At 61.6% G+C, this 26135-nt stretch carries 22 protein-coding genes; 12 read left to right on the top strand and 10 right to left on the bottom strand.

Going from position 1 to position 26135, the window contains the following annotated elements; all coding sequences use genetic code 11:
• Positions 1-38: 38 nt before the first annotated feature.
• From B1722_RS09680 to B1722_RS09650, 7 genes are all read left to right on the top strand, one after another.
• Complete coding sequence (locus tag B1722_RS09680) at positions 39-2354, top strand: heavy metal translocating P-type ATPase (RefSeq protein ID WP_041072176.1); 2316 nt, start codon at positions 39-41, stop codon at positions 2352-2354.
• Between the two features lie 16 nt (positions 2355-2370).
• Positions 2371-3234, top strand: a complete 864-nt coding sequence (locus B1722_RS09675; RefSeq protein WP_041072184.1) for a LysR family transcriptional regulator — start codon at positions 2371-2373, stop codon at positions 3232-3234.
• Between the two features lie 256 nt (positions 3235-3490).
• Entirely contained in the window at positions 3491-4567 is a 1077-nt protein-coding gene (locus B1722_RS09670; RefSeq protein WP_041063666.1) for a putative 2-aminoethylphosphonate ABC transporter ATP-binding protein, read from the top strand.
• Entirely contained in the window at positions 4567-6291 is a 1725-nt protein-coding gene (locus tag B1722_RS09665; RefSeq protein WP_041063663.1) for a putative 2-aminoethylphosphonate ABC transporter permease subunit, read from the top strand. The genes B1722_RS09670 and B1722_RS09665 overlap by 1 nt, the downstream gene beginning before the upstream one ends.
• A 35-nt stretch (positions 6292-6326) precedes the next feature.
• Positions 6327-7352, top strand: coding sequence for a putative 2-aminoethylphosphonate ABC transporter substrate-binding protein (locus B1722_RS09660; RefSeq protein ID WP_003229178.1), 1026 nt, complete (start codon positions 6327-6329; stop codon positions 7350-7352).
• 165 nt (positions 7353-7517) lie between these two features.
• Positions 7518-8651: a TIGR03364 family FAD-dependent oxidoreductase gene (locus tag B1722_RS09655; protein ID WP_086792312.1), complete on the top strand. Its 1134-nt coding sequence runs from the start codon at positions 7518-7520 to the stop codon at positions 8649-8651.
• A complete protein-coding gene (locus tag B1722_RS09650; RefSeq protein WP_041063655.1) occupies positions 8651-9208 on the top strand; it encodes a phosphonate degradation HD-domain oxygenase in 558 nt (185 codons plus the stop codon). The genes B1722_RS09655 and B1722_RS09650 overlap by 1 nt, the downstream gene beginning before the upstream one ends.
• A 171-nt stretch (positions 9209-9379) precedes the next feature.
• Here B1722_RS09650 and B1722_RS09645 read toward each other — a convergent pair whose 3' ends face one another.
• Both B1722_RS09645 and B1722_RS09640 read right to left on the bottom strand, forming a co-directional pair.
• Entirely contained in the window at positions 9380-10765 is a 1386-nt protein-coding gene (locus tag B1722_RS09645; RefSeq protein ID WP_086792294.1) for a GTPase/DUF3482 domain-containing protein, read from the bottom strand.
• Positions 10758-12131: a DUF2868 domain-containing protein gene (locus tag B1722_RS09640; protein WP_041063648.1), complete on the bottom strand. Its 1374-nt coding sequence runs from the start codon at positions 12129-12131 to the stop codon at positions 10758-10760. The genes B1722_RS09645 and B1722_RS09640 overlap by 8 nt, the downstream gene beginning before the upstream one ends.
• Before the next feature lie 85 nt (positions 12132-12216).
• On the opposite strand from B1722_RS09640, the gene B1722_RS09635 reads away from it, so the two are divergent.
• On the top strand, positions 12217-12729 hold the full coding sequence (locus B1722_RS09635) for a dihydrofolate reductase (RefSeq protein ID WP_041063645.1): 513 nt from the start codon (positions 12217-12219) through the stop codon (positions 12727-12729).
• A 114-nt stretch (positions 12730-12843) separates the two neighbouring features.
• Here B1722_RS09635 and B1722_RS09630 read toward each other — a convergent pair whose 3' ends face one another.
• Positions 12844-14235 (bottom strand): L-cystine transporter, encoded by a 1392-nt coding sequence (locus tag B1722_RS09630; RefSeq protein WP_041063642.1) that lies wholly within the window; start codon positions 14233-14235, stop codon positions 12844-12846.
• Between the two features lie 241 nt (positions 14236-14476).
• On the opposite strand from B1722_RS09630, the gene B1722_RS09625 reads away from it, so the two are divergent.
• Complete coding sequence (locus B1722_RS09625) at positions 14477-15532, top strand: hypothetical protein (protein ID WP_041063639.1); 1056 nt, start codon at positions 14477-14479, stop codon at positions 15530-15532.
• Between the two features lie 170 nt (positions 15533-15702).
• Here B1722_RS09625 and ilvD read toward each other — a convergent pair whose 3' ends face one another.
• The 6 genes from ilvD to B1722_RS09595 all read right to left on the bottom strand — a co-directional run bounded on the left by ilvD (position 15703) and on the right by B1722_RS09595 (position 23455).
• Positions 15703-17544, bottom strand: a complete 1842-nt coding sequence (ilvD, locus tag B1722_RS09620) for a dihydroxy-acid dehydratase (protein WP_086792292.1) — start codon at positions 17542-17544, stop codon at positions 15703-15705.
• A gap of 257 nt (positions 17545-17801) precedes the next feature.
• Positions 17802-19034, bottom strand: a complete 1233-nt coding sequence (locus B1722_RS09615; protein WP_086792290.1) for a multidrug effflux MFS transporter — start codon at positions 19032-19034, stop codon at positions 17802-17804.
• A complete protein-coding gene (locus B1722_RS09610; RefSeq protein WP_041063628.1) occupies positions 19027-20004 on the bottom strand; it encodes a diiron oxygenase in 978 nt (325 codons plus the stop codon). Before B1722_RS09610 ends, B1722_RS09615 begins: the two co-directional genes overlap by 8 nt.
• Positions 20001-21074, bottom strand: a complete 1074-nt coding sequence (locus B1722_RS09605; RefSeq protein ID WP_086792288.1) for a SagB family peptide dehydrogenase — start codon at positions 21072-21074, stop codon at positions 20001-20003. The genes B1722_RS09610 and B1722_RS09605 overlap by 4 nt, the downstream gene beginning before the upstream one ends.
• 437 nt (positions 21075-21511) lie before the next feature.
• Complete coding sequence (locus B1722_RS09600) at positions 21512-22708, bottom strand: class I SAM-dependent rRNA methyltransferase (RefSeq protein WP_041063621.1); 1197 nt, start codon at positions 22706-22708, stop codon at positions 21512-21514.
• Positions 22709-22915: 207 nt separating this feature from the next.
• On the bottom strand, positions 22916-23455 hold the full coding sequence (locus tag B1722_RS09595; RefSeq protein WP_086792286.1) for a type 1 glutamine amidotransferase domain-containing protein: 540 nt from the start codon (positions 23453-23455) through the stop codon (positions 22916-22918).
• 228 nt (positions 23456-23683) lie between these two features.
• On the opposite strand from B1722_RS09595, the gene B1722_RS09590 reads away from it, so the two are divergent.
• The 3 genes from B1722_RS09590 (at position 23684) to B1722_RS09580 (ending at position 25714) form a co-directional block, all read left to right on the top strand.
• Positions 23684-24496, top strand: a complete 813-nt coding sequence (locus tag B1722_RS09590) for an HDOD domain-containing protein (RefSeq protein WP_174377003.1) — start codon at positions 23684-23686, stop codon at positions 24494-24496.
• A 12-nt stretch (positions 24497-24508) separates the two neighbouring features.
• The gene (gene mutM, locus B1722_RS09585) at positions 24509-25321 is read left to right on the top strand and encodes a bifunctional DNA-formamidopyrimidine glycosylase/DNA-(apurinic or apyrimidinic site) lyase (RefSeq protein ID WP_041063613.1); all 813 of its coding nucleotides are present in this window, start codon (positions 24509-24511) and stop codon (positions 25319-25321) included.
• A 69-nt stretch (positions 25322-25390) separates the two neighbouring features.
• A complete protein-coding gene (locus B1722_RS09580; protein ID WP_086792284.1) occupies positions 25391-25714 on the top strand; it encodes a multidrug transporter in 324 nt (107 codons plus the stop codon).
• A gap of 151 nt (positions 25715-25865) precedes the next feature.
• Here the strand turns inward: B1722_RS09580 and B1722_RS09575 are convergent, their stop codons facing one another.
• Positions 25866-26117 carry a YfhL family 4Fe-4S dicluster ferredoxin gene (locus tag B1722_RS09575; protein WP_003195146.1) on the bottom strand — a complete coding sequence of 84 codons (252 nt, stop codon included), beginning with the start codon at positions 26115-26117 and terminating at the stop codon, positions 25866-25868.
• Positions 26118-26135 lie beyond the last annotated feature (18 nt).

Here is a 26135-nt window from a genome sequence, read left to right as displayed (position 1 = left end):
TCTTTACTTGGCAACAGGCACCTTCATGGACGCGACCAATGAGCGATTCCCAGCACACTCACAAGCCCGGCGACGGGCACGATCATAGCCACAGCCATAAATTGCAGCCTGTGCATAAGCACGAACATGGCGGCGATTCCTGCTGCGGGTCGAAAGCCGCAGCACCGGCACCGGTTCATTCGCACGAAGATTCTTGCTGCTCGTCGACAGCGGCTGCGCCTGCGTTGGTGCAACTGAGCGAAAAGACCAGCGCTGACGCCCGACTGAGCAGCTTCCGCATCGAAGCGATGGACTGCCCGACCGAGCAGACACTGATCCAGAACAAACTCGGCAAACTGGCCGGCGTGCAGCAACTGGAATTCAACCTGATCAACCGCGTGCTCGGCGTGACCCACAATCTGCCCGACACCGCGCCGATTACCGAGGCGATCACCTCGCTGGGCATGCACGCCGAGCCTTTGGAGGCGGGCGTCGAAACCCCGGCCCCGGCACCAGTAAAAAAACACTGGTGGCCGTTGGCGCTGTCCGGTGTCGGTGCGCTCGCCGCCGAAGTGATCCACTTCACCAACGCCGCGCCGACCTGGGTGGTGGCGATCATTGCGCTGGTGTCGATCCTCAGCGGCGGCCTGACCACCTATAAAAAGGGCTGGATCGCCCTGAAGAACCGTAACCTCAACATCAATGCGCTGATGAGCATCGCGGTGACCGGTGCGGTGTTGATCGGGCAGTGGCCGGAAGCGGCGATGGTGATGTTCCTGTTTACCGTGGCCGAACTGATTGAGGCGCGCTCGCTGGATCGCGCGCGCAACGCCATCAGCGGCCTGATGCAGATGACCCCGGAACAGGCCACGGTGCAGCAGGCCGACGGCAATTGGGTCGAACAAGAGGTTAAAAGCGTCGAACTCGGCGCCCGGGTGCGGGTAAAACCCGGCGAGCGCATTGCGCTGGACGGCGAGGTCGTCAGCGGCAGTTCGACCATCGATCAGGCGCCGATCACCGGTGAAAGCCTGCCGGTGGAGAAAACCGTGGGCGACAAAGTCTTCGCCGGCACCATCAACCAAGCCGGTTCGCTGGAATACACGGTGACTGCGGCGGCGAACAACTCGACCCTGGCGCGGATCATCCACGCCGTCGAGCAGGCTCAGGGGGCGCGCGCTCCGACCCAACGCTTCGTCGATCAATTCTCGAAAATCTACACCCCGGTGGTGTTCGTGCTGGCGCTGGCCGTGGCGATCATTGCGCCGCTGTTCATGGGCGCGGTGTGGTTCGACTGGATCTACCGCGCGCTGGTGTTGCTGGTGGTGGCCTGCCCGTGCGCACTGGTGATCTCCACCCCGGTGACCATCGTCAGCGGCCTCGCGGCGGCGGCGCGCAAAGGGATTCTGGTCAAGGGCGGCGTTTATCTGGAGGGCGGTTTCAAGCTCGATTATCTGGCGCTGGACAAGACCGGCACCATCACCCACGGCAAACCGGTGCAGACCGATTACCTGTCGCTCGATCCGACCGCCGACGCCACTGCTCCGGCAATCGCTGCCGCACTGGCGGGGCGTTCCGATCATCCGGTGTCGCTGGCCATCGCCAATGCGGCTGTGGATAAAAACCTCGCCGTGCTGACTGTGGATAACTTCGAAGCGCTGGCCGGGCGTGGTGTGAAGGGCCAAGTCAACGGCCAGACCTATCACTTGGGCAACCACCGTCTGGTTGAAGAGCTGGGCCTGTGCTCGCCGCAACTGGAAGAGAAGCTGTTTGCGCTGGAGAAACAGGGCAAGTCCGTGGTGTTGCTGCTCGACAGTTCTGGTCCGCTGGCGCTGTTCGCCGTGGCCGACACGGTCAAGGAATCCAGCCGCGAAGCGATCCGTCAGTTGCATGCCCTGGGCGTGAAAACGTTGATGCTCACTGGCGACAACGTACACACCGCGCAGGCGATCGCCGCGCAGGTGGGTATCGATCAGGCCAAAGGCGACTTGCTGCCAACCGACAAGCTGCAAGCCATCGAAGCGCTTTATGCACAGGGTCATCGGGTGGGTATGGTTGGCGACGGCATCAACGACGCCCCGGCACTGGCGCGGGCCGAGATTGGTTTCGCCATGGCGGCGGCTGGTACCGACACCGCGATTGAAACCGCTGATGTCGCCCTGATGGACGACGATCTGCGCAAGATACCCGCGTTCATCGGCCTGTCGCGCGACACCGCAAGCATACTGAAACAGAACATCGCCTTGGCCTTGGTGATCAAGGCTATCTTTCTTGGGGTAACCTTCGCCGGACTCGCCACCATGTGGATGGCGGTGTTTGCCGACATGGGCGTGAGCCTGCTGGTGGTGTTCAACGGTTTGCGCCTGCTGCGCAAATAAACGATGAGGGATGGTTGTGCTGAGTGCCGAGCTGAAAGCGTTTTACATGGTCGCCCGCCTGGGCAGCATTACGCTGGCGGCGAAAAAGCTCGGACTCAGCCAACCCACCGTGACCACGCAGATCCGCAATCTGGAAAGTCAGTATTCGGTGGAGCTGTTCTACCGTGGCGGTCGCCGCCTGAGTGTCAGTGACGAAGGCGCGCGACTGCTGCCGATGGTCAAGGCGCTGTTGCAGCAGGAGGCCGACATCGAGTTCTTCCTGCGCAACAGCGGTCAGGTGCAGGGCACGTTGCGCATCGCTGCCACTGCGCCGTATTACATCCTCGATCTGGTGAAGACCTTCCGCGAGCGCCTGCCGCAGGTGGAAGTGTCGGTGGAAATCGGCAACTCGCAGCAGGTGCTCGAAGCGCTGGAGGATTACCGGGTGGATGTCGCGGCGTCGTCGCAGTTGCTCGAGGATGCGCGGTTGATTCGCCGGGTATTGGGTAGCGATCCGCTGGTGCTGGCGGTGCATCGCAACCATCCGCTGGCGGCGCAGGAGCATGTAGCGTTGAGTGCTTTGGCCGGTCATACCTTGCTGATGCGCGAGTCCGGTTCGACCACCCGGCGCCTGACCGAAGAGTTGCTTGAAAGCGCCGGGGTCAGTTTTGGCCCGTTGCTGGAGATCGGCAGCCGTGAGTCGATCCGCGAGGCGGTGCTGCGCAATATCGGCATCAGCATCATCGCCCGCCAGGAAGTGCCGCATGATCCGCAGTTGCGCGTGCTGACCATCGAGAATGCGCCGCAGATTCCCGAGTACCTCTATTGCCTCAAGGAGCGCAAGGGTGCGCGGTTGCCGGCGGCGTTTCTGGGGTTGGCTCAGGAAATGTCCCCGGCCTGATTTCTTCACTGCTCGTACTGGCCCCATCGCTGGCAAGCCAGCTCCCACAGGTATTTCAGGTGTTCACAAAATCTGCATTCACTGAAGCTCCTTGTGGGAGCTGGCTTGCCAGCGATGGGGCCAGACCCGGCAACCCATGACTTGAAACCTGAACCAAAATCCCCGAATACCACTATCGGCCGTTTTTGCCTCACTGCCACATGACGGACGCATTACAACTCTAGGATTGGCCCCATCAGCTTGATGAGGTCTGTCCATGAATCCTGCCATCGCAACTGCCCTGATCAACCCCGGTGCGCCGATGAAAGTGCGCGGCGTGCAGAAACGCTTCGGCGCGTTCACCGCACTGGATAACGTCTCCCTCGACGTCGCCGCCGGTGAACTGGTGTGCCTGCTCGGCCCGTCGGGCTGCGGCAAGACCACGCTGCTACGCTGCATCGCCGGGCTGGAAAAGCAGGACAGCGGCGAGTTGTACCTTGGTGACCGCGACGTCTCGCACCTTGCGCCGCAGGCCCGGGATTACGGCATTCTGTTCCAGTCCTACGCGCTGTTCCCCAATCTGACCGTCGAAGCGAACATTGCCTACGGCCTCGCCGGCAGTGGTCGTGACGAAGTACGCCGTCGCGTCGGGCAGATGCTGGAGCTGGTCGGCCTCAGCGGCAGTGAGAAAAAGTACCCGGGCCAGTTGTCCGGCGGCCAGCAGCAACGCGTCGCGCTGGCCCGCGCCCTGGCCCCGGCGCCGTCGCTGTTATTGCTTGATGAGCCGATGTCGGCGCTGGACGCCCGGGTGCGCGAGCATCTGTGCACCGAACTGCGCCAGCTGCAGCGCAACCTCGGCATCACCACCCTGATGGTCACCCATAATCAGGACGAAGCCATGCTGATGGCTGACCGCATCGCCGTGATGCACAACGGTCGGGTCGAGCAGTACGCCACTCCGCAGGACATCTACAACCGCCCGGCCACGCCGTTCGTGGCCGAGTTCGTCGGGCAGGGCAACTGGCTGCCGTTCCAGCGCAGCAGCGCCAGTCACGCCCGGGTTGGCGGGATGGATGTACGTCTGGCGGATGGCAGCGTGAGCGGCGCTTCGGGCCGACTGTTCTGCCGTCCGGAAGCGATCAGCGTCAATCCGCTGGTGCACGAAGAAAACCTGTTCCCGGCCAAGGTTCGCGAGATCACGTTCCTCGGCAATCGCTGCCGCATGAGCTTCGAACTCGACCAGTTGCCGGGCCATTCGCTGCTCGCCGAACTGGCGCCGGAAGCCATGCCGCGCCTCGGCGCCCAGCAGATCATGGTCGCCTTGCCGCCGCGCAGCCTGCAGGTGTTTGCCTGATGAGCGCGAACATCGCACTGCCGCTACCGCACAAGCAGGCGCGGCGAGTGTCCGGGGCCGAGGTCGGCGACCGGATCTTCGTCCTCGGTGGCAAACTCCTGCTGCTGTTGCTGCTCGGTGTCGCGGTGTTGCTGCCATTGCTGGCGATCTTCTGGCGCGGTTTCAGCAGCGAGGCCGGACAGGGCGGCGGCTGGCTCGCCGCCAAGGAACTGGTGAGCAGCGAGAATTTCCACTGGCTGCTCGGCAACAGCCTGAAGGTTTCCCTCAGCGTCGCGGCCATCGTCGTCCCGCTGGCCTACCTGTTTGCCTACGCCCTGCAACGCACACTGATTCCGGCCAAGGGCCTCTGGCGCGGGATTTCCCTGCTGCCGTTGATGGCGCCGTCGATGCTGCCGGGGATTGCATTGGTTTATCTGTTCGGCAACCAGGGCATGCTGCGTGGACTGCTTTCGGACAACATCTACGGGTTCTGGGGCATTGTGTTGGGCGAGGTGATCTACACCTTTCCGCATGCGTTGATGATTCTGCTGTCGGCGTTGTCGCTGGCCGATGCGCGGCTGTTCGATGCGGCGTCGAGCATGGGCGCCAGTCCGGCGAAAGCCTTTCGCAGCATCACCTGGCCGGCGACCCGGCAAGCGGTATTCGCCGCGTTCTGTCTGGTGTTCACCCTGACCATCACCGATTTCGGCGTGCCCGTGGTGGTCGGTGGCGACTATCAAGTGCTGGCACTGGAAGCCTACAAAGCCGTGGTCGGCCAGCAGCAATTCGGCCGCGGCGCGTTGATCGGCATGGTGCTGTTGTTGCCGGCGCTGTTCAGCTTCGGCGTCGATGCCTGGTTGCGTCGGCGTCACGGCGATTCCATGAGTGGCCGTGCGCAAGTATTCAAACCAGCGCCGTCGAAAATGCGTGATGCCTGCTATCTGGCGATTGTTGTGTTGATCAGCGCGGCGTTGCTGCTGGTGTTCGGCATGGCGGTGTTCTCCTCGCTGGTGAAGTTCTGGCCGTACAACCTGTCGCTGTCGCTCAATCACTACCAGTTCAACGAGACTGCCGGCGGTGGCTGGCTGGCGTACAGCAACAGCTTGAAGATGGCGCTGGGCACGGCGCTGATCGGCAGCGTGCTGATCTTCACCGGCGCTTACCTGATGGAGAAAACCCGCAGCCAGCGCGGCCTCAACTTGACGCTGCGCATGCTCAGTTTCATCCCGATGGCCGTGCCGGGGCTGGTGCTCGGTCTGGGTTATGTCTTCTTCTTCAACCTCAGCGGCAACCCGCTGCACGTGCTGTACGGCACGATGACCCTGCTGATCGTCTGCACCATTGCGCACTACCTGACCACCGCACAAATGACCGCGACCACCGCGCTGCGCCAGCTCGACGCCGAGTTCGAAGCCGCCGCGCTGTCGCTCAAGGCGCCGCTGTACCGCCATTACCTGCGGGTCACCGTGCCGATCTGTCTGCCGGCGCTGCTGGACATCGTGCGCTACCTGTTCGTCTCGGCGATGACCACGGTGTCGGCGGCGATCTTCCTCTACAGCCCCGACACCATCCTCGCGGCGGTGGCGGTGCTGAACATGGATGACGCCGGCAACGTCGGCGGCGCGGCGGCGATGTCGACCCTGATTCTGTTCACCTCGGCAGGCGTGTCCTTGCTGCTGGCGTGGGCTTCGCGCGGCTTGCTGCGCCGTTCCCAGGCCTGGCGGCAAACCGCGCCCGGTCACTGATTTTCCCAACCTCAACTCAAGACAGGAAAACGATCATGTTCAAGCCTATGGCCCTGGCCGCTGCTGTGCTCGCTACTTTCAGCCTGAATGCCTTCGCGGCAAAAACCGAGTTGACGGTGTACACCGCCCTCGAAGCCGAGCAACTGACCGCTTACAAAGCCGCATTCGAAAAGGCCAACCCGGACGTCGAAATCAAGTGGGTGCGTGATTCCACCGGGATCATCACTGCCAAACTGCTGGCCGAAAAGGCCCGTCCACAGGCTGACGCGGTGTGGGGCCTGGCCGCTTCGAGCCTGGCGATCCTCGATCAGCAGGGCATGCTGCAAAGCTACGCACCGAAGGATCTGGGCAAGATCGGCGCGAACTACCGCGACGCCGCTAACCCGCCAGCCTGGGTCGGGATGGACGTGTGGGCCGCGACCATCTGCTTCAACACCGTCGAAGCCGAGAAGCAGGGACTGAGTAAACCGGTGAGCTGGCAGGATCTGACCAAGCCTGAGTACAAGGGCAAGATCGTCATGCCTAACCCGGCGTCGTCCGGCACCGGTTTCCTCGACGTCAGCGCCTGGCTGCAAACCTTCGGCGAGAAGCAGGGCTGGGCCTACATGGACGGTCTGCACCAGAACATCGGCCAGTACGTTCATTCCGGTTCCAAGCCTTGCAAACTGGCTGCTGCGGGCGAATTTCCGATCGGCATTTCCTTTGAGTATCCAGCCGTACAGTTGAAGCGCCAGGGCGCGCCGCTGGACATCATCCTGCCGAAGGAAGGCCTGGGCTGGGAGATCGAAGCGACTGCGGTGATCAAAGGCACGCCGCATGAAGACGCGGCGAAAAAACTCGCGGACTTCTCCGCCAGCGCCGAGGCGATGGATCTGTACAAGGAGAACTTCGCGGTTCTTGCGCAGCCGGGCATCGCCAAGCCGCAGACCGAACTGCCGGCCGACTACGAGCAGCGCCTGATCAAGAACGACTTCGCCTGGGCCTCGAAGAATCGCGACGAGATCCTCACCGAGTGGCGCAAGCGCTATGACGGCAAGTCCGAGAAAGTCGTCGCCAAGTAACTGACTCACACAGCCTGTGGCGAGGGAGCTTGCTCCCGCTGGAGCGCGAAGCGGTCCCAAATCCTGCAAACGAGTAGTGTCAGGCACTCCGCGTCTGCTGAATTTACGACTGCTGCGCAGCCGAGCGGGAGCAAGCTCCCTCGCCACACAAGCGGGATTGCTTTTATGACTCAGCACCAAGACCTGCTCATCGTCGGCGCCGGCATCCTCGGCCTGTCCCACGCCTATGCCGCGGCCAAGCGCGGGCTCAAGGTCAGCGTTTTCGAACGCACCGCCACGCCCCTCGGCGCCTCGGTGCGCAACTTCGGTCAGGCGCTGGTCACCGGCCAGCCGCCGGGCCAGATGCTCGAACTGGCCAAGGCCAGCCGCGAGATCTGGGGCGACTGGGCGCAACTCGCCGGTCTGCACATCAAGCGCAACGGCTCGTACCTGTTCGCCCGCAGCGAAGCCGAAGAACACGTGCTCGAAGCTTTCTGCAACGGTCGCGCCGTGGAGCACGGTTACAACGTGGCCTTGCTGCGTGGCGCCGCACTGCGTGATCTGTACCACGGCCAGTTCAGTCACCACCGTGCTGCATTGCACGGCCTGGACGATCAACAGCTGTACTCGCGCGAAGCAATCCCCGCGCTGATTGACTACCTGCGCCGCGACCTCGGCGTCGAGTTTCATTTCAGTACGCTGGTGCGCGACGTCCAACCGGGGCGCCTGCACAGCACCGCCGGCAGCTTCACGGCAAAGCAAATCATCGTCTGCTCCGGCCACGATTATCAGACCCTGTTGGCCGAGCCGATCGCCGCGCTCGATCCGCAGATCTGCCGCCTGCAAATGCTTCGCGCCAAACCGCAGATTGAGCTGAACCTGCAACACGCCTTGCTCACCGGTCTGAGCTGCGTGCACTACGGCGCCTTCGCCGATCTGCCGCAAGCGGCGGCGGTGCAGGCGCAGATCCTGCGCGAACAACCACATCTGCATGACAACGGTATACACCTGCTGATCAGCCCGACGCCGTATGGCGAGCTGATCATCGGCGACTCGCACCATTACGGCAGCGATCCGTCGCCGTTCAATGCCGAGCAAGTGGACAACTGGATGCTCGATCTGGCCGAACAGACGCTGGGCTGCAAGGTGCAAGTGCTCGAGCGCTGGCAGGGCGTCTACGGTGCCCGGGGGCCGGGACCGTTTTCGTTGCTGCGTCCGGCACCGGGGCTGAGTGTGGCGTTGATGCACACCGGCGTCGGCATGAGCGTCGGTCCGGCACTGGCCGAACGCAATGTCGCGCGGTTGCTGGAGGAAATCTGATGGATCACCCACAAATTGTCGCCCGGGTATTCAACTTGTACGAACGCTTCGGTAACAGCGACTACATCGGCGAGCCGGTGTCGCAGATCGAGCACATGTCTCAGGCCGCGCAGTTGGCGATGGCTGAAGGGTTTGATGATGAAGTGGTGCTGGCGGCGTTCTTCCATGACATCGGTCATTTGTGTGCCGAGGGCGCCGAGAACATGGGCGGCTATGGCGTGGTCAGCCATGAGCGATTGGGTGCGGACTACTTGCGTGAGGCGGGTTTTAGTGAGCGTATGGCCCGGCTGGTGGAATATCACGTGCAGGCCAAGCGCTATCTGACCTTGCGTGAGCCTGGGTATTTCGAGCGCCTGAGTGAAGCGAGTCGCCGGACCCTGGAGTATCAGGGCGGGGTGATGAGCGAGGCTGAGGCGGATGCGTTTGAGCGTGATCCGTTGTGTGCCGTGAGTTTGCGCATGCGCCAGTGGGACGAGCTGGCCAAGGAGAGGGCGGTGCCGGTGATGGATTTGGGTGTGCTGAAGCGCAAGGCTGAGGTTTTGTTGTCGGCTGAGTGATTGCAACCCTCACCCCAGCCCTCTCCCGGAGGGAGGGAGCCGACCGTGTTGTTCTTGGGCCCTACATCGATCTGAAATATCCAGTCGAACTCAGGTTTTGAAAAGCCAGAAGATCTGCTCCCTTCCCCCTCTACCCCTTGGGGGAGAGGGCTGGGGTGAGGGGGTAGCGATCTAAAGCTCAAGCACCCGATCAACCAACGCCTCAATCTGCTCCTGCCGCTCCGCCTGATTCAACTTCGCATGCGGATTGAGCGAAGACCACTGCGGATGCGCCCGCGCCTTGTTCAGCGCCTCCGGTAGCTTGCCCTCGCGCCAGGTCTTGTCCTGCGGGGTGGCGACCTGAACCGCGTCCATCGCCGCATGTCCGCGTTGATCCAGCGCTGACAGCAACTGCCGCTGACGCAACGCCAACAGCCGCAGCACCCCGTCATCCACGGTCAATTCGCGCTGGCCCTTGATCTTGCCCAGCAGGCGACTGCCATAACTGCGCGCAGTCTGTAGCGCGCCGCCGGCAATCGCACCGGCCAACGCCGCAGCGCCGAGGGTGATTCCGCCGACCAGCAAATCCACGCCAGCCCCGGCTGCGGCGCCTGCCGCAATCCCGCCGCCGACGCGCACGCCGAGTTGCTTGAGGGTTTCCGGATTGAACAGGTCATCGCCCCAACGCCCATCCAGCAGCGGCAGATCACTGGCCGCCGCGTCCTGCGGGCGAAACGCGTAGAGCTTGAGCAGCGCCTCGACGCACTTCTGTTCACGCTGACGCACGGCTTTGCGCAGTTCGCTGATGGCTTGCTGTTCTTGCTCGGCCTCGCTGACCACGCTGCGCCGGCACGCCGCACAATCGATCAGCAGCTCAGCGATCAAGCGCGCCGCACTTTGCTGGCGCGCTAAGCGCTGGGCCTGTTGATCGGCGATCAAGCGTTCCAGTTGCGGCCGGGCGTTTTCCAGCAGCAGCGCGAGGCTTTCGTACAGGCGCCGCTCGCCATCTTCCGGCGGCGCAACGCTGTCGAACCGCACCAGCGCATGCAGGCCGAGCCGCGCCAACGCTTCGCGCCAGTCCGGTTCGCGATGGTTGGCGCTGCTGACGAAATTCAGCACCGGCAGCAGCGGTTTACCGCAGCTGGCCAGCACTTCGAGTTCGTCGCGATACTTGGCCAGCACCGGCTCACGGGCGTCGATCACATACAGACCGGCGTCGGAGGCGAGCAGTTGCCGCAGCACTTTCGCCTCCTGTTCGAAACGCTGGCGCGCCTCACTGCCGTCGAGAAACCGCGCCAGTCGCGCCGGGCCGTCGAGGCGTTCGCCGGGGCGCTCCAGACGCTCGAGGAAATCCAGCAGGGCAATGGCGTCTTCCAGCCCCGGCGTGTCGTAGAGATCGAGCAAGGGCTCGCCGTCCACCGACAACCGCGCGCCCTCGACATGCCGAGTGGTGCTGGGCCGGTGCGAGACTTCGCCGAAACCGACGTCACGGGTCAAGGTGCGCAGCAGCGAGGTCTTGCCGACGTTGGTGTGGCCGACCACCGCGAGTTTCAGCGGCGCTTTCCGGGCATCAGTCATGACCTGTCTCCAGCCAGTTCATCGGTGCGCAATCGGCGAACGGCAGCTCCAGTTGTTGCAACGCGACGTGCCAGTCGCCGAGACGGGCACTGTCCAGCGCTTCGCCGGGTGGTGCTTGCAGCAGCCAGACGCGGGTGGCGCTGGCGTTGCGCGCCAGTTCGGCAATCAGCGCGAGGCTGCCGCGATCCGGCGAGCGTCGTGGATCGCAGGCGATCAACAGACGCGCCGGAGGGAAACGGCTGAGCTGTTCGAGCAGTTTGTGCCGCGATTCGCGGCTGTCGAGGATCCCGGCGTTGCTCACGGTTTTCGGCAGCGCTGGCGGCCAGGAGCGTTGATCGTCGAGTTCGATGGCGACCAGCAGGGCACCCTCGCTGGCGTGTTCGCTGACGCTGCTTTCGACGCGATGCAACTGCTCAGGCGCCGCGTCGTTAATGCCGAGACGTTCGCTGGTCGGCATCAGCCGTTCGCGCAGCTGGGCGTAGCCGGGCAGGTTGAGGTCCAGCGCCAGCGCGGCTTTGCCGCGATTCCAGCGCCAGAAACACACCAGCGTCAGCAGCAGACGCGGCAGCACGCCGTAGACCACCAGCACACCGACCAGCCAGGTCGCCCAGGCCTGTCGCGCGCTTTCGATACCCAGCGCCGCGTCGCCACTGGCACGGATCATTTCCACGCTGGGTACGTTGAAACCGAGCAGCGCCGGCAGCGCGCCAAGGGCTTGGGTCAGGTTGATGAACGTATCCGCGCTGAGGATCGTGGTTTCCCAGACGAAGCCATAGCGCCGGGTCGCCATCAGCGTCAGCAGCAACAGCAGTGCACTGAGCATCGCCAGTAACCACAGGCCATTGACCAATGTGCCGAGCGCCCAGCGATTGAGTTTTTTGCGCTGCAACATCAGCAGCAGGGCCGGCGCGAGTTGCGCGGCTTTGGCATCGCGGGCGAGTTTTTCGCTGAGCCACAGCCACAAGCGCCCGAGGGTGGCGCCGTGTTCACCGGCAAAGATCAGCCCCAGCGCCCAGCTCAGCAGCAGAATCAGGTTCAGCCCGAGCAGGCTGCCCAAGGCCCAGAACACATTCACCGGTGACTGGCTCAGTGCGGCGAAGGCCAGTCCGGCGCCGCTCAGCAGCGCGAAAATCACCAGCAGTACCAGCGCCAGACGCGCGCCCTGCAGCCAGTGCTTGAGTGCCGTGCTCAGCCCGTCGCGCTCGGCCAGCCACGCCGCCCGGCGCTGAATACGGCTCGGCAGATCGCCGCCGGCCGCGCGGGCCAGTCGATTGGCTTCCAGATCCTCCAGGAGACCTGCGTGTTCTTCACGCAGGCGGATGGTTTCAGTCAGCCAGAGGTTTTGCAGGGGAGTCAGTTCAGTCACGCGCCATTCCGTTGCTCGATTGAGCCGTGAGCATAACCGCTGTGGCGCTTATCGGGTCAAGCGAGGCTCTGGTATCCTCGCCGGCATGACTAAATCACTCCCCCTCAGCCTGATCGCAGCCCTCGGTGAAAACCGCGTGATCGGCGTCGACAACAGCATGCCCTGGCACCTGCCGGGGGACTTCAAATACTTCAAGGCCACGACCCTCGGCAAGCCGATCATCATGGGCCGCAAGACCTGGGATTCGCTCGGTCGTCCGCTGCCGGGCCGCTTGAACATCGTGGTCAGCCGTCAGCCGGATCTGCTGCTGGAGGGGGCGGAAGTGTATCCGTCGCTGGAAGCTGCAGTGGTGCGCGCCGAGGAATGGGCGAAAGCGCAGGGCGTCGATGAGTTGATGCTGATTGGCGGCGCGCAGTTGTATGCGCAAGGGCTGGCGCAGGCCGATCGTCTGTATCTGACCCGTGTGGCGCTGAGCCCGGAAGGGGATGCGTGGTTTCCGGAGTTTGACCTGAACCAGTGGACGCTGGTGTCGAACGTGCCGAATCCGGCTGAGGGCGGCAAGCCCGCGTACAACTTCGAAGTCTGGGAAAAAGCTTAATTAACCTGTGGCGAGGGAGCTTGCTCCCGCTGGCCTGCGCAGCAGGCCCAAGATGTTGGGGTCGCTTCGCAACCCAGCGAGAGCAAGCTCCCTCACCACAAGTGTGTGTTGCTGTCAGGCCTGAGCAAGCTCCGCATGCTCATCGGCATCCAGCAGCGCTTTATCCGTCTGCTGCATCACCTGGCTGGTAATCGCACCGGCCGTGATCGAACCACTCACGTTCAACGCCGTACGACCCATGTCGATCAGCGGCTCCACCGAAATCAGCAGCGCCACCAGTGACACCGGCAAGCCCATCGCCGGCAGCACGATCAGTGCGGCGAACGTCGCGCCGCCACCCACACCGGCCACACCGGCCGAGCTCAGGGTCACAATCGCTACCAGCGTCGCGATCCACAGCGGATCCAGCGGATTGATGCCGACCGTTGGCGCCACCATCACCGCGAGCATCGCCGGGTACAGGCCGGCGCAACCGTTCTGGCCGATGGTCGCACCGAACGAGGCGGCAAAACTTGCCACTGACTGCGGAATGCCCAGACGACGGGTCTGCGCTTCGATGCTCAGCGGAATGCTCGCCGCGCTGGAACGGCTGGTGAACGCGAACGTCAGCACCGGCCAGATCTTGCGGAAGAACCGCAGCGGGTTGATCCCGGCCGCTGACACCAGCAGGCCATGCACCACGAACATCAGGCCCAGACCGAGGTACGAAACCACGACAAAACTGCCGAGCTTGATGATGTCTTGCAGGTTGGAGCCGGCGACCACTTTGGTCATCAGCGCCAATACGCCGTACGGGGTCAGCTTCATCACCAGACGCACCAGACGCATCACCCAGGCTTGCAAGGTGTCGATGGCGTTGATCACTTTCTGGCCTTTTTCGACGTCATCCTTGAGCAGTTGCAGCGCCGCGACACCGAGGAAAGCGGCGAAGATCACCACGCTGATGATCGAGGTCGGCTTGGCCCGGGCCAGGTCGGCGAACGGGTTCTGCGGAATGAACGACAGCAGCAGCTGCGGCACATTCAGGTCGGCGACCTTGCCGGCGTAGTCGGTCTGGATGGTTTGCAGACGGGCCATTTCCTGAGTACCGGCGACCAGGCCTTCGGCGGTGAGGCCGAACAGGTTGGTCAGGCCGATACCGATCAGCGCCGCAATCGCGGTGGTGAACAGCAGCGTGCCGATGGTCAGGAAGCTGATCTTGCCCAGCGACGACGCGTTGTGCAGACGTGCCACCGCGCTGAGGATCGAAGCGAACACCAGCGGAATCACGATCATTTGCAGCAACTGCACGTAACCGTTGCCGACCAGATCGAACCAGCCGATCGAGGCTTTCAGCACCGGATTGCCGGCACCGTAAACGGTGTGCAGGGCCACGCCGAACGCCACGCCCAGCACCAGTGCGAGCAGGACTTTTTTCGCCAGGCTCCACGTCGTGTGGCGAGTTTGCGCCAGACCGAAGAGCAGGGCGAGGAACACCAGCAGATTGAGGATCAGCGGCAGATTCATGAAGACTCCGATAAGACTTGTGCCAGTCGCCTTCTGGGGCAACTGCGAACCGGCAAGCCTAACAGTTTGATTTCCAATGAATTAATACCGAAATAGCAGGTCGTCCGTCGTTTTTGGAATAAGCGCTTGTCGCTCTCGGCAATGCAACTGGCGTTGAGGAGACGTAAGCGGTCGCTGACAGACGAGGACTGTCACACTTATTTGTTAGCGTCGATGTCTTTCAGTCAGGGAGAAAACGTCGATGAAGTTCGCACCGAAAATGCTCGCTGTGGTGCTTGGATTGGGCTTGGCCGCCCACGCATTCGCCACCGATCTGAAGCACTGGCCGGCGGATCAGGCCAAGGCGCTGGACGCGATGATCGCGGCCAACGCCAACAAAGGTAACTACGCGGTGTTCGACATGGACAACACCAGTTACCGCTATGACCTCGAAGAGTCGTTGCTGCCGTTCATGGAAAACAAGGGCCTGATCACCCGCGACAAACTCGATCCCTCCCTGAAGCTGATGCCGTTCAAGGACACCGCCGACCATAAGGAAAGCCTGTTCAGTTACTACTATCGCCTGTGCGAAGTCGACGACATGGTCTGCTACCCGTGGGTGGCGCAGGTATTCTCCGGCTTCACGCTCAAGGAACTCAAAGGCTACGTCGATGAGCTGATGGCGTCGGGCAAACCGGTGCCGGCGACCTATTACGACGGCGACGTGGTGAAGAACCTCGATGTGCAGCCGCCGAAAGTCTTCACCGGCCAGGCCGAGCTGTACAACAAGTTGATGGAGAATGGCATCGAGGTCTACGTGATGACCGCTGCCTCGGAAGAACTGGTACGCATGGTCGCGGCCGATCCGAAGTACGGTTACAACGTCAAACCGCAGAACGTGATCGGCGTGACCACCTTGCTGAAGAACCGCGAAACCGGCGAGCTGACGACCGCGCGCAAGCAGATCACCGCCGGCAAGTATGACGAGAAGGCCAACCTCGGCCTCGAACTGACCCCGTACCTGTGGACCCCGGCGACCTGGATGGCCGGCAAGCATGCGGCGATCCTGACCTATATCGACGAGTGGAAAAAACCGGTACTGGTGGGCGGCGACACCCCGAGCAGCGACGGCTACATGCTGTTCCACGATGTGGATGTAGCCAAGGGCGGCATTCACTTGTGGGTCAACCGCAAGGACAAATACATGACTCAATTGAACGGCATGATGGCCAAGCACGCGGCGGCGCAGGCCAAGGAAGGGTTGCCGGTGACGGCGGACAAGAACTGGGTGATCGTCAAGCCTGAAGAAATTCAGTAAGTCCTGAAATCCCTGTAGGAGCTGCCGCAGGCTGCGATCTTTTGATCTTGTTTTTAAGAGCAAGATCAAAAGATCGCAGCCTGCGGCAGCTCCTACATGGGGTGGTTTGCAAGCATCAGGCAAAAAAATGCCCCGCACTTGGCGGGGCATTTTTATTCGGCGGCTAAAATTTACAGCCCGTCGAGCATCGCCTTGTTACGCACCGCACCCTTGTCGGCGCTGGTCGCCAGCAGGGCGTAGGCCTTCAGGGCGGTGGTCACTTTGCGTGGACGCTGTTCGACCGGTTTCCAGCCTTTCTTGTCCTGCTCGACCCGGCGCGCAGCCAGTTCTTCATCGCTGACCAACAGGTTGATCGAGCGGTTCGGAATGTCGATCAGCACTTTGTCGCCATCCTGAACCAGACCGATCGCGCCGCCGGCCGCAGCTTCTGGCGAAGCGTGGCCGATCGACAGACCGGAAGTACCGCCGGAGAAGCGACCGTCGGTGAGCAACGCACAGGCTTTGCCCAGGCCTTTGGACTTCAGGTACGACGTCGGGTAGAGCATTTCCTGCATGCCCGGGCCACCTTTCGGACCTTCGTAGCGAATGATGACGATGTCGCCTTCCTTCACTTCGTCGGCAAGGATGCCGCGCACCGCGCTGTCCTGGCTTTCGAAGATTTTCGCGTTGCCTTCGAAGACGTGGATCGACTCGTCGACGCCGGCGGTTTTCACCACGCAGCCGTCGAGGGCGATGTTGCCGTACAGCACGGCCAGGCCGCCTTCTTTCGAGTAGGCGTGTTCGAAGCTGCGGATGCAGCCGTTTTCACGGTCGTCATCCAGGGTTTCCCAACGAGTCGACTGGCTGAACGCGGTCTGGGTCGGGATGCCCGCCGGGCCGGCCTTGAAGAAGTGATGCACGGCTTCATCGTCGGTCTGGGTGATGTCCCACTTGGCGATGGCTTCTTCCATGCTGCGGCTGTGCACGGTCGGCAGGTCGGTGTGCAGCAGACCGCCGCGTGCCAGCGAACCGAGGATGCTGAAGATGCCGCCAGCGCGGTGCACGTCTTCCATGTGGTACTTCTGGATGTTCGGCGCCACTTTGCACAGTTGCGGCACGCTGCGCGAGAGACGGTCGATGTCGCGCAGATCGAAATCGATCTCGGCTTCCTGGGCGGCCGCCAGCAGGTGCAGTATGGTGTTGGTCGAACCGCCCATGGCGATGTCGAGCATCATCGCGTTCTCGAACGCCTTGAAGTTGGCGATGTTGCGCGGCAGCACGGATTCGTCGTTCTCGCCGTAGTAACGCTTGCACAGCTCGACGATGGTGCGGCCGGCCTGCAGGAACAGCTGCTCGCGATCACTGTGGGTAGCGAGGGTCGAACCGTTGCCCGGCAATGCCAGGCCGAGGGCTTCGGTCAGGCAGTTCATCGAGTTGGCGGTGAACATGCCGGAGCAGGAACCGCAGGTCGGGCAAGCGCTGCGCTCGTACTCGGCGACTTTCTCGTCAGAAGCGCTGGAGTCGGCGGCGATCACCATGGCGTCGACGAGGTCGAGGCCGTGGGAAGCGAGTTTGGTCTTGCCGGCTTCCATCGGACCACCGGACACGAAGATCACCGGAATGTTCAGGCGCAGGGCGGCCATCAGCATGCCCGGGGTGATCTTGTCGCAGTTGGAGATGCAGACGATGGCGTCGGCGCAGTGGGCGTTGACCATGTATTCGACGGAGTCGGCGATGATCTCGCGGCTCGGCAGCGAATACAACATGCCGTCGTGACCCATGGCGATGCCATCATCCACGGCGATGGTATTGAATTCTTTCGCGACGCCACCGGCGCGTTCGATCTCACGGGCGACCAGTTGACCGAGGTCTTTGAGGTGCACGTGGCCCGGCACGAACTGGGTAAAGGAGTTGGCAATGGCGATGATCGGCTTCTTGAAGTCGTCATCTTTCATCCCGGTGGCGCGCCACAGTGCGCGGGCGCCGGCCATGTTGCGGCCGTGGGTGGATGTTTTCGAGCGGTAATCTGGCATGGAGCACTCCGGGCGGCTAATCAGGTATCAAAAGGGAGTGAGCTTCTATTGACGTCTGGAACACTCAGAAATGGCCGTGTGTCCTGGATGTTGCCGATGACTTTGCGGGATCGCCGCTTGCCTCAGCCTGAGCTCATAAACCCGCCGGGGGATGAATGGCGATGAATCAGCCGATTCTACACCGCTGGCGTCTGGAGGGAATGGCGCAAAGCGTTGTTCCAGTGCCGACGGTGCGTATGGCATGACGACTGGCAGGCTCAATCGCTGCCAGAGGGCGTGACGGCGCCGTTTTCGATGACGCTGGCGCGATGGCTGATCCGCTTGTTCAACGCCAGCGCGATGCAACTGAGCAGGACAAAACAGTAGCCGAGGGTGGCTTGCAGGTTGCTTGGGCTCAGGCTGATCAAGGCGCTGATCAAGCCACCACAAATGAAAATGATCGTACTGCCGGCCGAAGCCGAGGTGCCGGCATTCTCGGGAAACAGGCTCATGGCCCGCGAGGTGGCTGCAGGGCGTGTGATAGTGGTGCCGGCGGTGCAGATCAACATCGGAATCAGCACTGTGGTCGCTGAGAGCGCAAGGTGCCTGGCCATGAACAGAATCACCAGCCCCGCCAGCAGGATCAGGCTCAGCCCCACCACCATTTGCTGTCCGGGCGAGATTAGCCGGCTCAGCAGAGTGGCGACGATCCCGCCAGCGACATAGGCCGCACCGTAGATCAGCAGGATCAGCGAGAAGTCGTAGGCGGACAACTGCAATTGATCCATGAAGATCAACGGCGAAATGACGATGAACGAGAAGTGGCAGGCGAATGCGAAAGCCGAAATCAGCCAGTAGCCGACGAACTCGAAATCCCTGAGCACCCGTCGATAGGCGCTGAGAAAATTGAGCGGTGTAGCCTTGACGGCTGGCCGCCCACCCTCCAGAAACAGCCAGGCTTTGAGCAACACCACTGCCGCCAAAACGATGAACACCCAGAAGCTGCCGCGCCAGCCCAGGGCCGCTTGCAGGAAGCTGCCAGCCAGCGGTGACAGGGAGATGAAGATCCCGGTGGCGGTCACCATCAGGATCCGCAGGCGATCGCGCTCCTTGCCATCGAACAGGTCCTGTACCAGCGCCTGCGACAGGACAAAACAGCCGCAACCGATGGCCTGCACGATGCGAAAAGCCATGAACAGTATGTAGTCACTGGTCATCACGCAACCGATGGCGCCGAGGATCGAGACTCCCATGCCGGCGAGTAAAAGTCCCTTGCGCCCGATGACGTCGGACAACGGCCCGATCACCAGTTGGGCAAAGGAAATGCCCACGGCGAACAGGCTGATCGACAGGGCAATATCGGCTGGAGTGCGGGCGAAGTGTTCGGCCAGCGCCGGGAACGAAGGCAGCAGAACATCCAGCGGAAACACACCCAGCAGCACCATGGCCAACAGCAGACTGACCGCCCCACGGCGTTGTCGGGTTGTTACTGCCTTTCTTCCTTCATGCATCGATCAGTCCTGCCTTGGCGAAAAGTTTGCGGTTGTTGGGTAGCGCGAAAAATCCGGCCCTTTCGAGTGCGGCAAGCGTGGCCACGGCTCCGGATCTGGCACGCTGGCGGCTGGCGTGCTCGTTGGTCAGGCCGTCGAGGATTTCCTTGATCGCACCTTCGCCGATACCGGCGCGGCGCAGGCTTTGGTGCAGCCATTGCTCGTCCACCTCGAAGAAGGTCGCCAGGGTCTCCAGCAAGGTTCTGGCAACGAAGGCGCGCTGGCGGCTGTTCAGGGTCAACCAGAGGTAGTGGAAGACTTCGGAAAAAAACCGGCTGTGGCGCGCTTCGTCAGCGAGGTGATCGCGCAACATGTCATTCACGCTGCTGACCAGCGTTTCCCGACACACATCCAGCAGCTCCCGTGCAATGATGGTTTCCGAGACGAAACCCAGCAGAAACCATGCCAGTGGGCGTTTACTCTCCGGCGTTCGGGCAATCTGACCGGTCAGGCGGGTGATGCGCAGCGGCATCTGCGGGCGACCGGTAAAACCATGCAGTTCGGCGATCTGTTCGGCCAGATGATGGGAGAACAGCGCGTGATAACCCTCGTCGGTATACAGCTGCAGCGCGGCGGTTTTCATCCGTGAAGGAATGTAGGCGGGCAACTCGCCGTGGACGATGGTTTCCACGGCGCGGTTGACGATGCGGTGTTCAAGCAGCGTGGTGTAGTCCAGGAAGTGCACCAGGTGGCTGGCTGCCAGCCGATGCATGACCTTGCTGCCTGCGGCTTCGATGGCCGGATGGGACAGATACGGCAGGAAGGCCGGCGGGAACCAGAAGCGGGTCTGCAGTTGCAGCTGCAGGTCTTCCGGCAACTGGTAGTCGTGCCGGCTGGTGCGTACCGAAGCGTGGTTGTTCCAGTCGCCGAGGGTGAATCGAAGCGCCCAGGACGTTGGCGCTTCGGGAAGATCCGTGGATGGCACGTTCATGTCCGCGTCTCCAGCAACAGCTCGCGCATTTCCTGACACATTGCCTGACCGTCGCTGGCACCGCAGCCGACAAAGAACAACGGTTGTTCAGCGCTGCCTTCGAGCTTGAGCAGGGCTTCGACCTGCCGATCAGCGAATGCCCCGGTCAGCCACGTTCCCAGGCCCAGCGCCGTGGCCACCAGTTGAAAGGTCTGCGACAGATGACCCGCCTCGACGAACGCCATGCGATAGGCGCGCGAGTGTTCATACTTCCACCAGAGCTTGTCGAAACGAGCGGTGATGAACAGGCCCAGAGGCAGGTTATTGATGAAATGCTGGCCCGCCAGCAAATGGCCGAGCGCAGGTTCGGGCAATGGGTTGACCCGGGTGAGCGCGTGTTCTGCCGGGTGATAGGCGTAGAGGCCTGGTTCAAGACCCTCGATATTGCGTGCCAGAAGAAAGCCTTCACAGGCATTCAGTCCACCCCCGGAGGGACTGCTGCGACGGGCGCCGAGGCCTTCGGCGATGCTTTCGTCGCGGTCATGGTCGCGATGGTGAAGAAAACCCAGTGTGAGATACATCAGCGTGCCGACGTCGCCGAGCGTGATCGCTTCGCCAGTAAAGGAGCGGCAGGTTTTTCTCAAGCGCAGGACATTACCCAGGCTGGCGACGGTCAGGGCCGCAGAGGCGGGGAGGGCGATTCGAGGTGCGTCTTCAAGTATCGGGCGATCTTGAGCGGGTGCCGGTGTGGTCAGCACCGCACTGCAATGGTTCAGGTATTGCCTGGACCACTCATGAATATTCTGGGGCGTCTGTTCGCAGGGAATGTTCTGGGTACCAATATGATAAATCTTCGACAGCTCGTCCCAACCCCATGGCGGACTGTCTATTTTTGCAACGGTTAATATGCCTGCGTTTAGAAGTTGTGAGTCTATTATGTTGCGTCTGTCGAACTGTCCCGGATTATTGATTAGTTGTGCAAGTCGACAAGAGTAATTCAGGTCCAGTTCATGTTGAGTGTGGTCTTTGTAGTTCCAGACTATTTGTCCGGGCGTGCGCGGCAATATGAATAAAAAAGGATTGATGTACATGTTGTATTCATCACTCTGGACGTAGTCGAAAGAACGCTGGGGTGCCGGCACTCCCCAGCGTTCAGGTTTACTTAGCGGGCTTTAGGCGCAACCAGAAAAGCCAGGTTTGCGATTTTGTTGGTTTCCAGAATAATTGCTTTCATAAGTATGAACTCCTTGTTCATTGAGAGTGAATGTCACCGTCGTGGTGACAACTTAATAATAGGTTGTAATGAATTATTGGCAAGCGATACTTGGGTAGGAAATTTCTATTAATTTTGTCGGAGTGGATGTGCTGCAAGGTCAAGTTTGTAAGTTTTGGATCTTGAAATTCAATGCGCAGGGAAATGTCCTGCGTACATGTAGGAAGTTAGTTGTAGGAAAAGGAAAGGAATTCGACGATATTGCATCGCCGTAAAGCAACGGGAAGCCCGCAGGCTCCCCGTTTCATGAGCCAATCAGCTGTTCGGCAGCAGACGGCAGGTGATGCTCTTGATGTAGCGAGTCTCGGCGATAGCCGGGTGTACCGGATGGTCCGGACCTTGACCGCCGCGTTCGAGCAACTGGATGTTGCGGTCCAGGTGACGGGCGCTGGTCAGCAGGATGTTCTGCAGATCGTCTTCCGGCAGGTGCATCGAGCACGAAGCGCTGACCAGAATGCCGTCTTTGGTCAGCAGGCGCATGGCTTGCTCGTTCAGGCGACGGTAGGCGCCTTCGCCGTTCTTCATGTCTTTCTTGCGCTTGATGAACGCAGGCGGATCGGCAACGATCACGTCGAAACGTTCTTCGCTGGCCTTGAGTTCCTTCAGCGCTTCGAAGACATCGCCTTCGATGCAGGTCATCTTGTCGGCGAAGCCGTTCAGCGCGGCGTTACGCTCGACGCCGTCGAGGGCAAAGCCCGATGCATCGACGCAGAACACTTCACTGGCGCCGAACGCCGCAGCCTGCACGCCCCAGCCACCGATGTAGCTATAGAGGTCTAGGACGCGTTTGCCTTTGGCGTAAGGGGCGAGGCGGGCGCGGTTCATGCGGTGGTCGTAGAACCAGCCGGTTTTCTGGCCGCCAATGACCGGCGCTTCGAATTTCACACCGTTCTCTTCCAGGGCCACCCACTCCGGCACCAGGCCGAACACGGTTTCGACGTAGCGGTTGAGGCCTTCGGCATCACGGGCGGCGGAATCGTTTTTGAACAGGATGCCGCTCGGCTTGAGCACTTGGGTCAGTGCAGCGATCACAGCATCTTTATGCGCTTCCATGGTCGCCGAGGCGATCTGCACGACGAGGATGTCGCCGAAACGGTCGACTACCAGACCTGGCAGCAGATCGGAGTCGCCGTAGACCAGGCGGTAGAACGGCTTGTCGAACAGACGCTCGCGCAGTGACAGGGCCACGTTCAGGCGGTGCACCAGCAGCGACTTGTCCAGCGGCAACTTGATGTCGCGCGACAGCAGACGCGCGCAGATCAGGTTGTTCGGGCTCATGGCGACGATGCCCAGCGGCTTGCCGCCAGCGGCTTCGAGGATCGCCTGATCGCCGGCCTTGAAGCCGTGCAGTGGCGTGGCGGCCACATCGATTTCGTTGCTGTAGACCCACAAGTGGCCGTTGCGCAGGCGACGGTCGGCGTTGGCTTTAAGGCGCAGGCTAGGCAGGGACATGACGTCGCTCCGGAAAAAAGAGCGGGAGTATAGCGTGTTGATGCGTGTGCAGGTTCAGCGCTGGACATGTGGCGAGGGAGCTTGCTCCCGCCGGGCTGCGAAGCGGCCCCAATTCATGCCACTCGATTCATCAGGAAGAACCGGTTGGCAGGGCTTGCGACTGCTGCGCAGCCGAGCGGGAGCAAGCTCCCTCGCCACAGAGGCGCGTCAGGCCGACAGTGCGTCGATCAACTCCTTGTTGAACGCCGGAATATCGTCCGGCTGACGGCTGCTGATCAGATGACCGTCCTTGACCACTTCCTTGTCGACCCAGTTGGCCCCGGCATTCACCAGGTCATCCTTGAGTGTCTTGAAACTGGTCATGGTTTTGCCGTTGACCAACCCGGCGGAAATCAGCAACCAGCCGCCATGGCAGATCACCGCAATCGGTTTGCCGGCGGAGGCCCCGGTTTTTACCAGATGCTGGGCGTCCTGGTCGATGCGGATGGTGTCGGAGTTCTGTACGCCGCCCGGCAGGACGATCGCGTCGTACTGCTCGCTGCTGGCACCTTGAAAGGTCTGGTCGACCTTGAACTCATCCGCCGGTTTGTCGTGGTGCCAGCCTTTGACCTTGCCGGCCTCGGCGGAAAGGATGTCGACCTGGGCGCCGGCCTGCTCGAGTGCCTGCTTGGGGCCGGTCAACTCGACCTGTTCGAAACCGTCTGTTACCAAAATGGCAACGCGTTTGCCGGTGAGGGAGGTAGTCATCGATAAGCTCCTGAGTCTGCGGGAAATTACCGCCGAGCCGGTGCTTGATTGTCCGGTCGGCCTTACAGAGTCCGAAGCCTGAGCGCGAATGAAAGTTCCTGACAATTGCCCACTGGTGTGTCGTCGTGCGGTTTTTAGAGGTTAGAATCGCCGCCTGTCCCAGAGTGTGTACTTATGTCCCAAGAGCTGACCACCGAACAGATTCAACAATCCCTGCAAGGCATCAGTGTGCCGGCGCAGCCGCAGATCATGGTGGATCTGCAAATGGAGCAGTACATGCCCGACCCGGACCTGGAGGTGATCGCCAAGCTGATCTCTCAGGATCCCGGCCTGTCCGGTTCGCTGCTGAAAATCGTCAATTCGCCGTATTACGGCCTGAGCAACAAGATCACCTCGATCCAGCGTGCGGTGAACCTGTTGGGCAGCCGTTCGATCATCAACCTGATCAACGCGCAGTCGATCAAGGGCGAGATGAACGACGACACCATCGTCACCCTCAACCGTTTCTGGGATACCGCCCAGGACGTGGCGATGACGTGCCTGACCCTGGCCAAGCGCATCGGCACCCAGGCCGGCGATGAAGCCTACGCCTTGGGCCTGTTCCACGATTGCGGCGTGCCGTTGATGCTGCAGCGCTTCCCCAACTACATGTCGGTACTGGAAAAGGCTTACGCCAACGCCAGCGCCGAATGCCGGGTGGTGGACACCGAGAACAGCGAGTTCAACACCAACCACGCGGTGGTGGGCTATTACACCGCCAAGTCGTGGCGCCTGCCGGAACATGTCAGCACGGCGATCGCCAATCACCACAATGCGCTGGCGATCTTCAGCGACGAATCCTCGCGCAACAGCCAGATGAAGAATCTGCTGGCGATCCTGAAGATGGCCGAACACATCTGTGCGTCGTATCGGGTGCTGGGCAATCAGACCGAGGACCACGAGTGGAACAGCATCGGTGCGCTGATTCTCGATTACGTGGGCCTGTCGGACTACGATTTCGAAACCCTCAAACAGACCATCCGCGACCTCGGCGCGCATTGATTCGAGGACGCCATGCCTGAACTGCCGGAAGTCGAAACCACCCGCCGGGGCATTGCTCCGCACTTGGAAGGCCAGCGCGTCAGCCGGGTGATCGTGCGGGATCGTCGGCTGCGCTGGCCGATCCCCGAAGACCTCGATGTGCGTCTTTCCGGGCAGCGCATCGTGCTGGTCGAGCGGCGGGCCAAGTATTTGTTGATCAACGCCGAAGTCGGTACGCTGATCAGCCACTTGGGCATGTCCGGTAACTTGCGGCTGGTTGAGGCCGGGATGCCGGCGGCCAAGCATGAGCATGTCGATATCGAGCTGGAATCAGGGCTTGCCCTGCGCTACACCGATCCGCGCCGGTTCGGTGCGATGCTCTGGAGTAGCGATCCGCTCAATCACGAACTGCTGATTCGCCTCGGGCCGGAGCCATTGACCGATCTGTTCGACGGCGAGCGCCTGTTCCAGTTGTCACGCGGGCGTTCGATGGCGGTCAAGCCGTTCATCATGGACAACGCGGTGGTGGTCGGCGTCGGCAACATTTACGCGACCGAAGCGCTGTTCGCCGCCGGGATCGATCCGCGCCGCGAAGCCAAAAGCATCTCCCGGGCGCGGTATCTGAAGCTGGCGATCGAGATCAAGCGCATCCTCGCTGCGGCCATAGAGCGTGGCGGCACTACGTTGCGCGATTTCATCGGCGGTGACGGGCAGCCGGGGTACTTCCAGCAGGAACTGTTCGTGTATGGTCGTGGCGGTGAAAACTGCAAGGTTTGCGGCACCGGCCTGCGCGAAGTGAAGCTGGGGCAACGGGCCAGTGTGTTCTGTCCGCGCTGTCAGACCTGAGGCAAAAAGCTGAAAAAGTCCTACGGTCTATAGTGAGTGGTCTCACTGTTCAGCCCGAAGGATCGTGCCATGAAGTCCTTGCAAGCCCTGTTTGTCACACTGCTGCTGTGTTCCAGCCTGGCCGTTCAGGCCACGGAAAACGGCAGCGGTGATCCGCGCTACGCCATCCAGAACCCTCCCGCCTACGCCATGATCGGCGATTTGCTGATTGCCCGACCTTTATTGGTGGTGGCAACGGTGCTGGGTGCGGGGGTGTTTGTGGTGTCATTGCCGTTTACCGCGCTGGGTGGCGGGGTGGGCGATGCGGGGCAGGCGCTGGTGGTGGATCCGGCGAAAGCTGCTTTTGTGCGGTGTCGGGGGTGTACGGGGGAGGGGTTTGAGCAGCGTGAGTGAGCTGATCCGAGATCAGCGGTGTCATTGATGGCCTCATCGCGGGCAAGCCCGCTCCCACAAGGATTTCGGTGTTCACACGATTTGTGTATCACCACACAACCCTGTGGGAGCGGGCTCGCCCGCGATGGCGTCGGAACAGGCGCTGAAGGACTCAGGCCTTGCCGGTGATCTTGCGGTACTTTTCCATCAACTGTTCTTCAGTCTCCGGATGCGCCTCGTCCAGCGGAATGCAATCCACCGGGCAGACCTGCTGGCATTGCGGTTCGTCGTAGTGGCCGACGCACTGGGTGCACAGGTTCGGGTCGATCACATAGATCTCTTCGCCTTGGGAAATGGCAGCGTTCGGGCACTCGGGTTCGCAGACGTCGCAGTTGATGCAATCGTCGGTGATGATCAGGGACATGCTAACTCCAGCCGGGGC

The organism is Pseudomonas sp. SCPG-7, assembly GCF_002156405.1.
GTDB classification, from domain to species: Bacteria; Pseudomonadota; Gammaproteobacteria; order Pseudomonadales; family Pseudomonadaceae; genus Aquipseudomonas; species Aquipseudomonas parakoreensis.
This window is presented reverse-complemented; position numbering and strand designations above follow the sequence as displayed.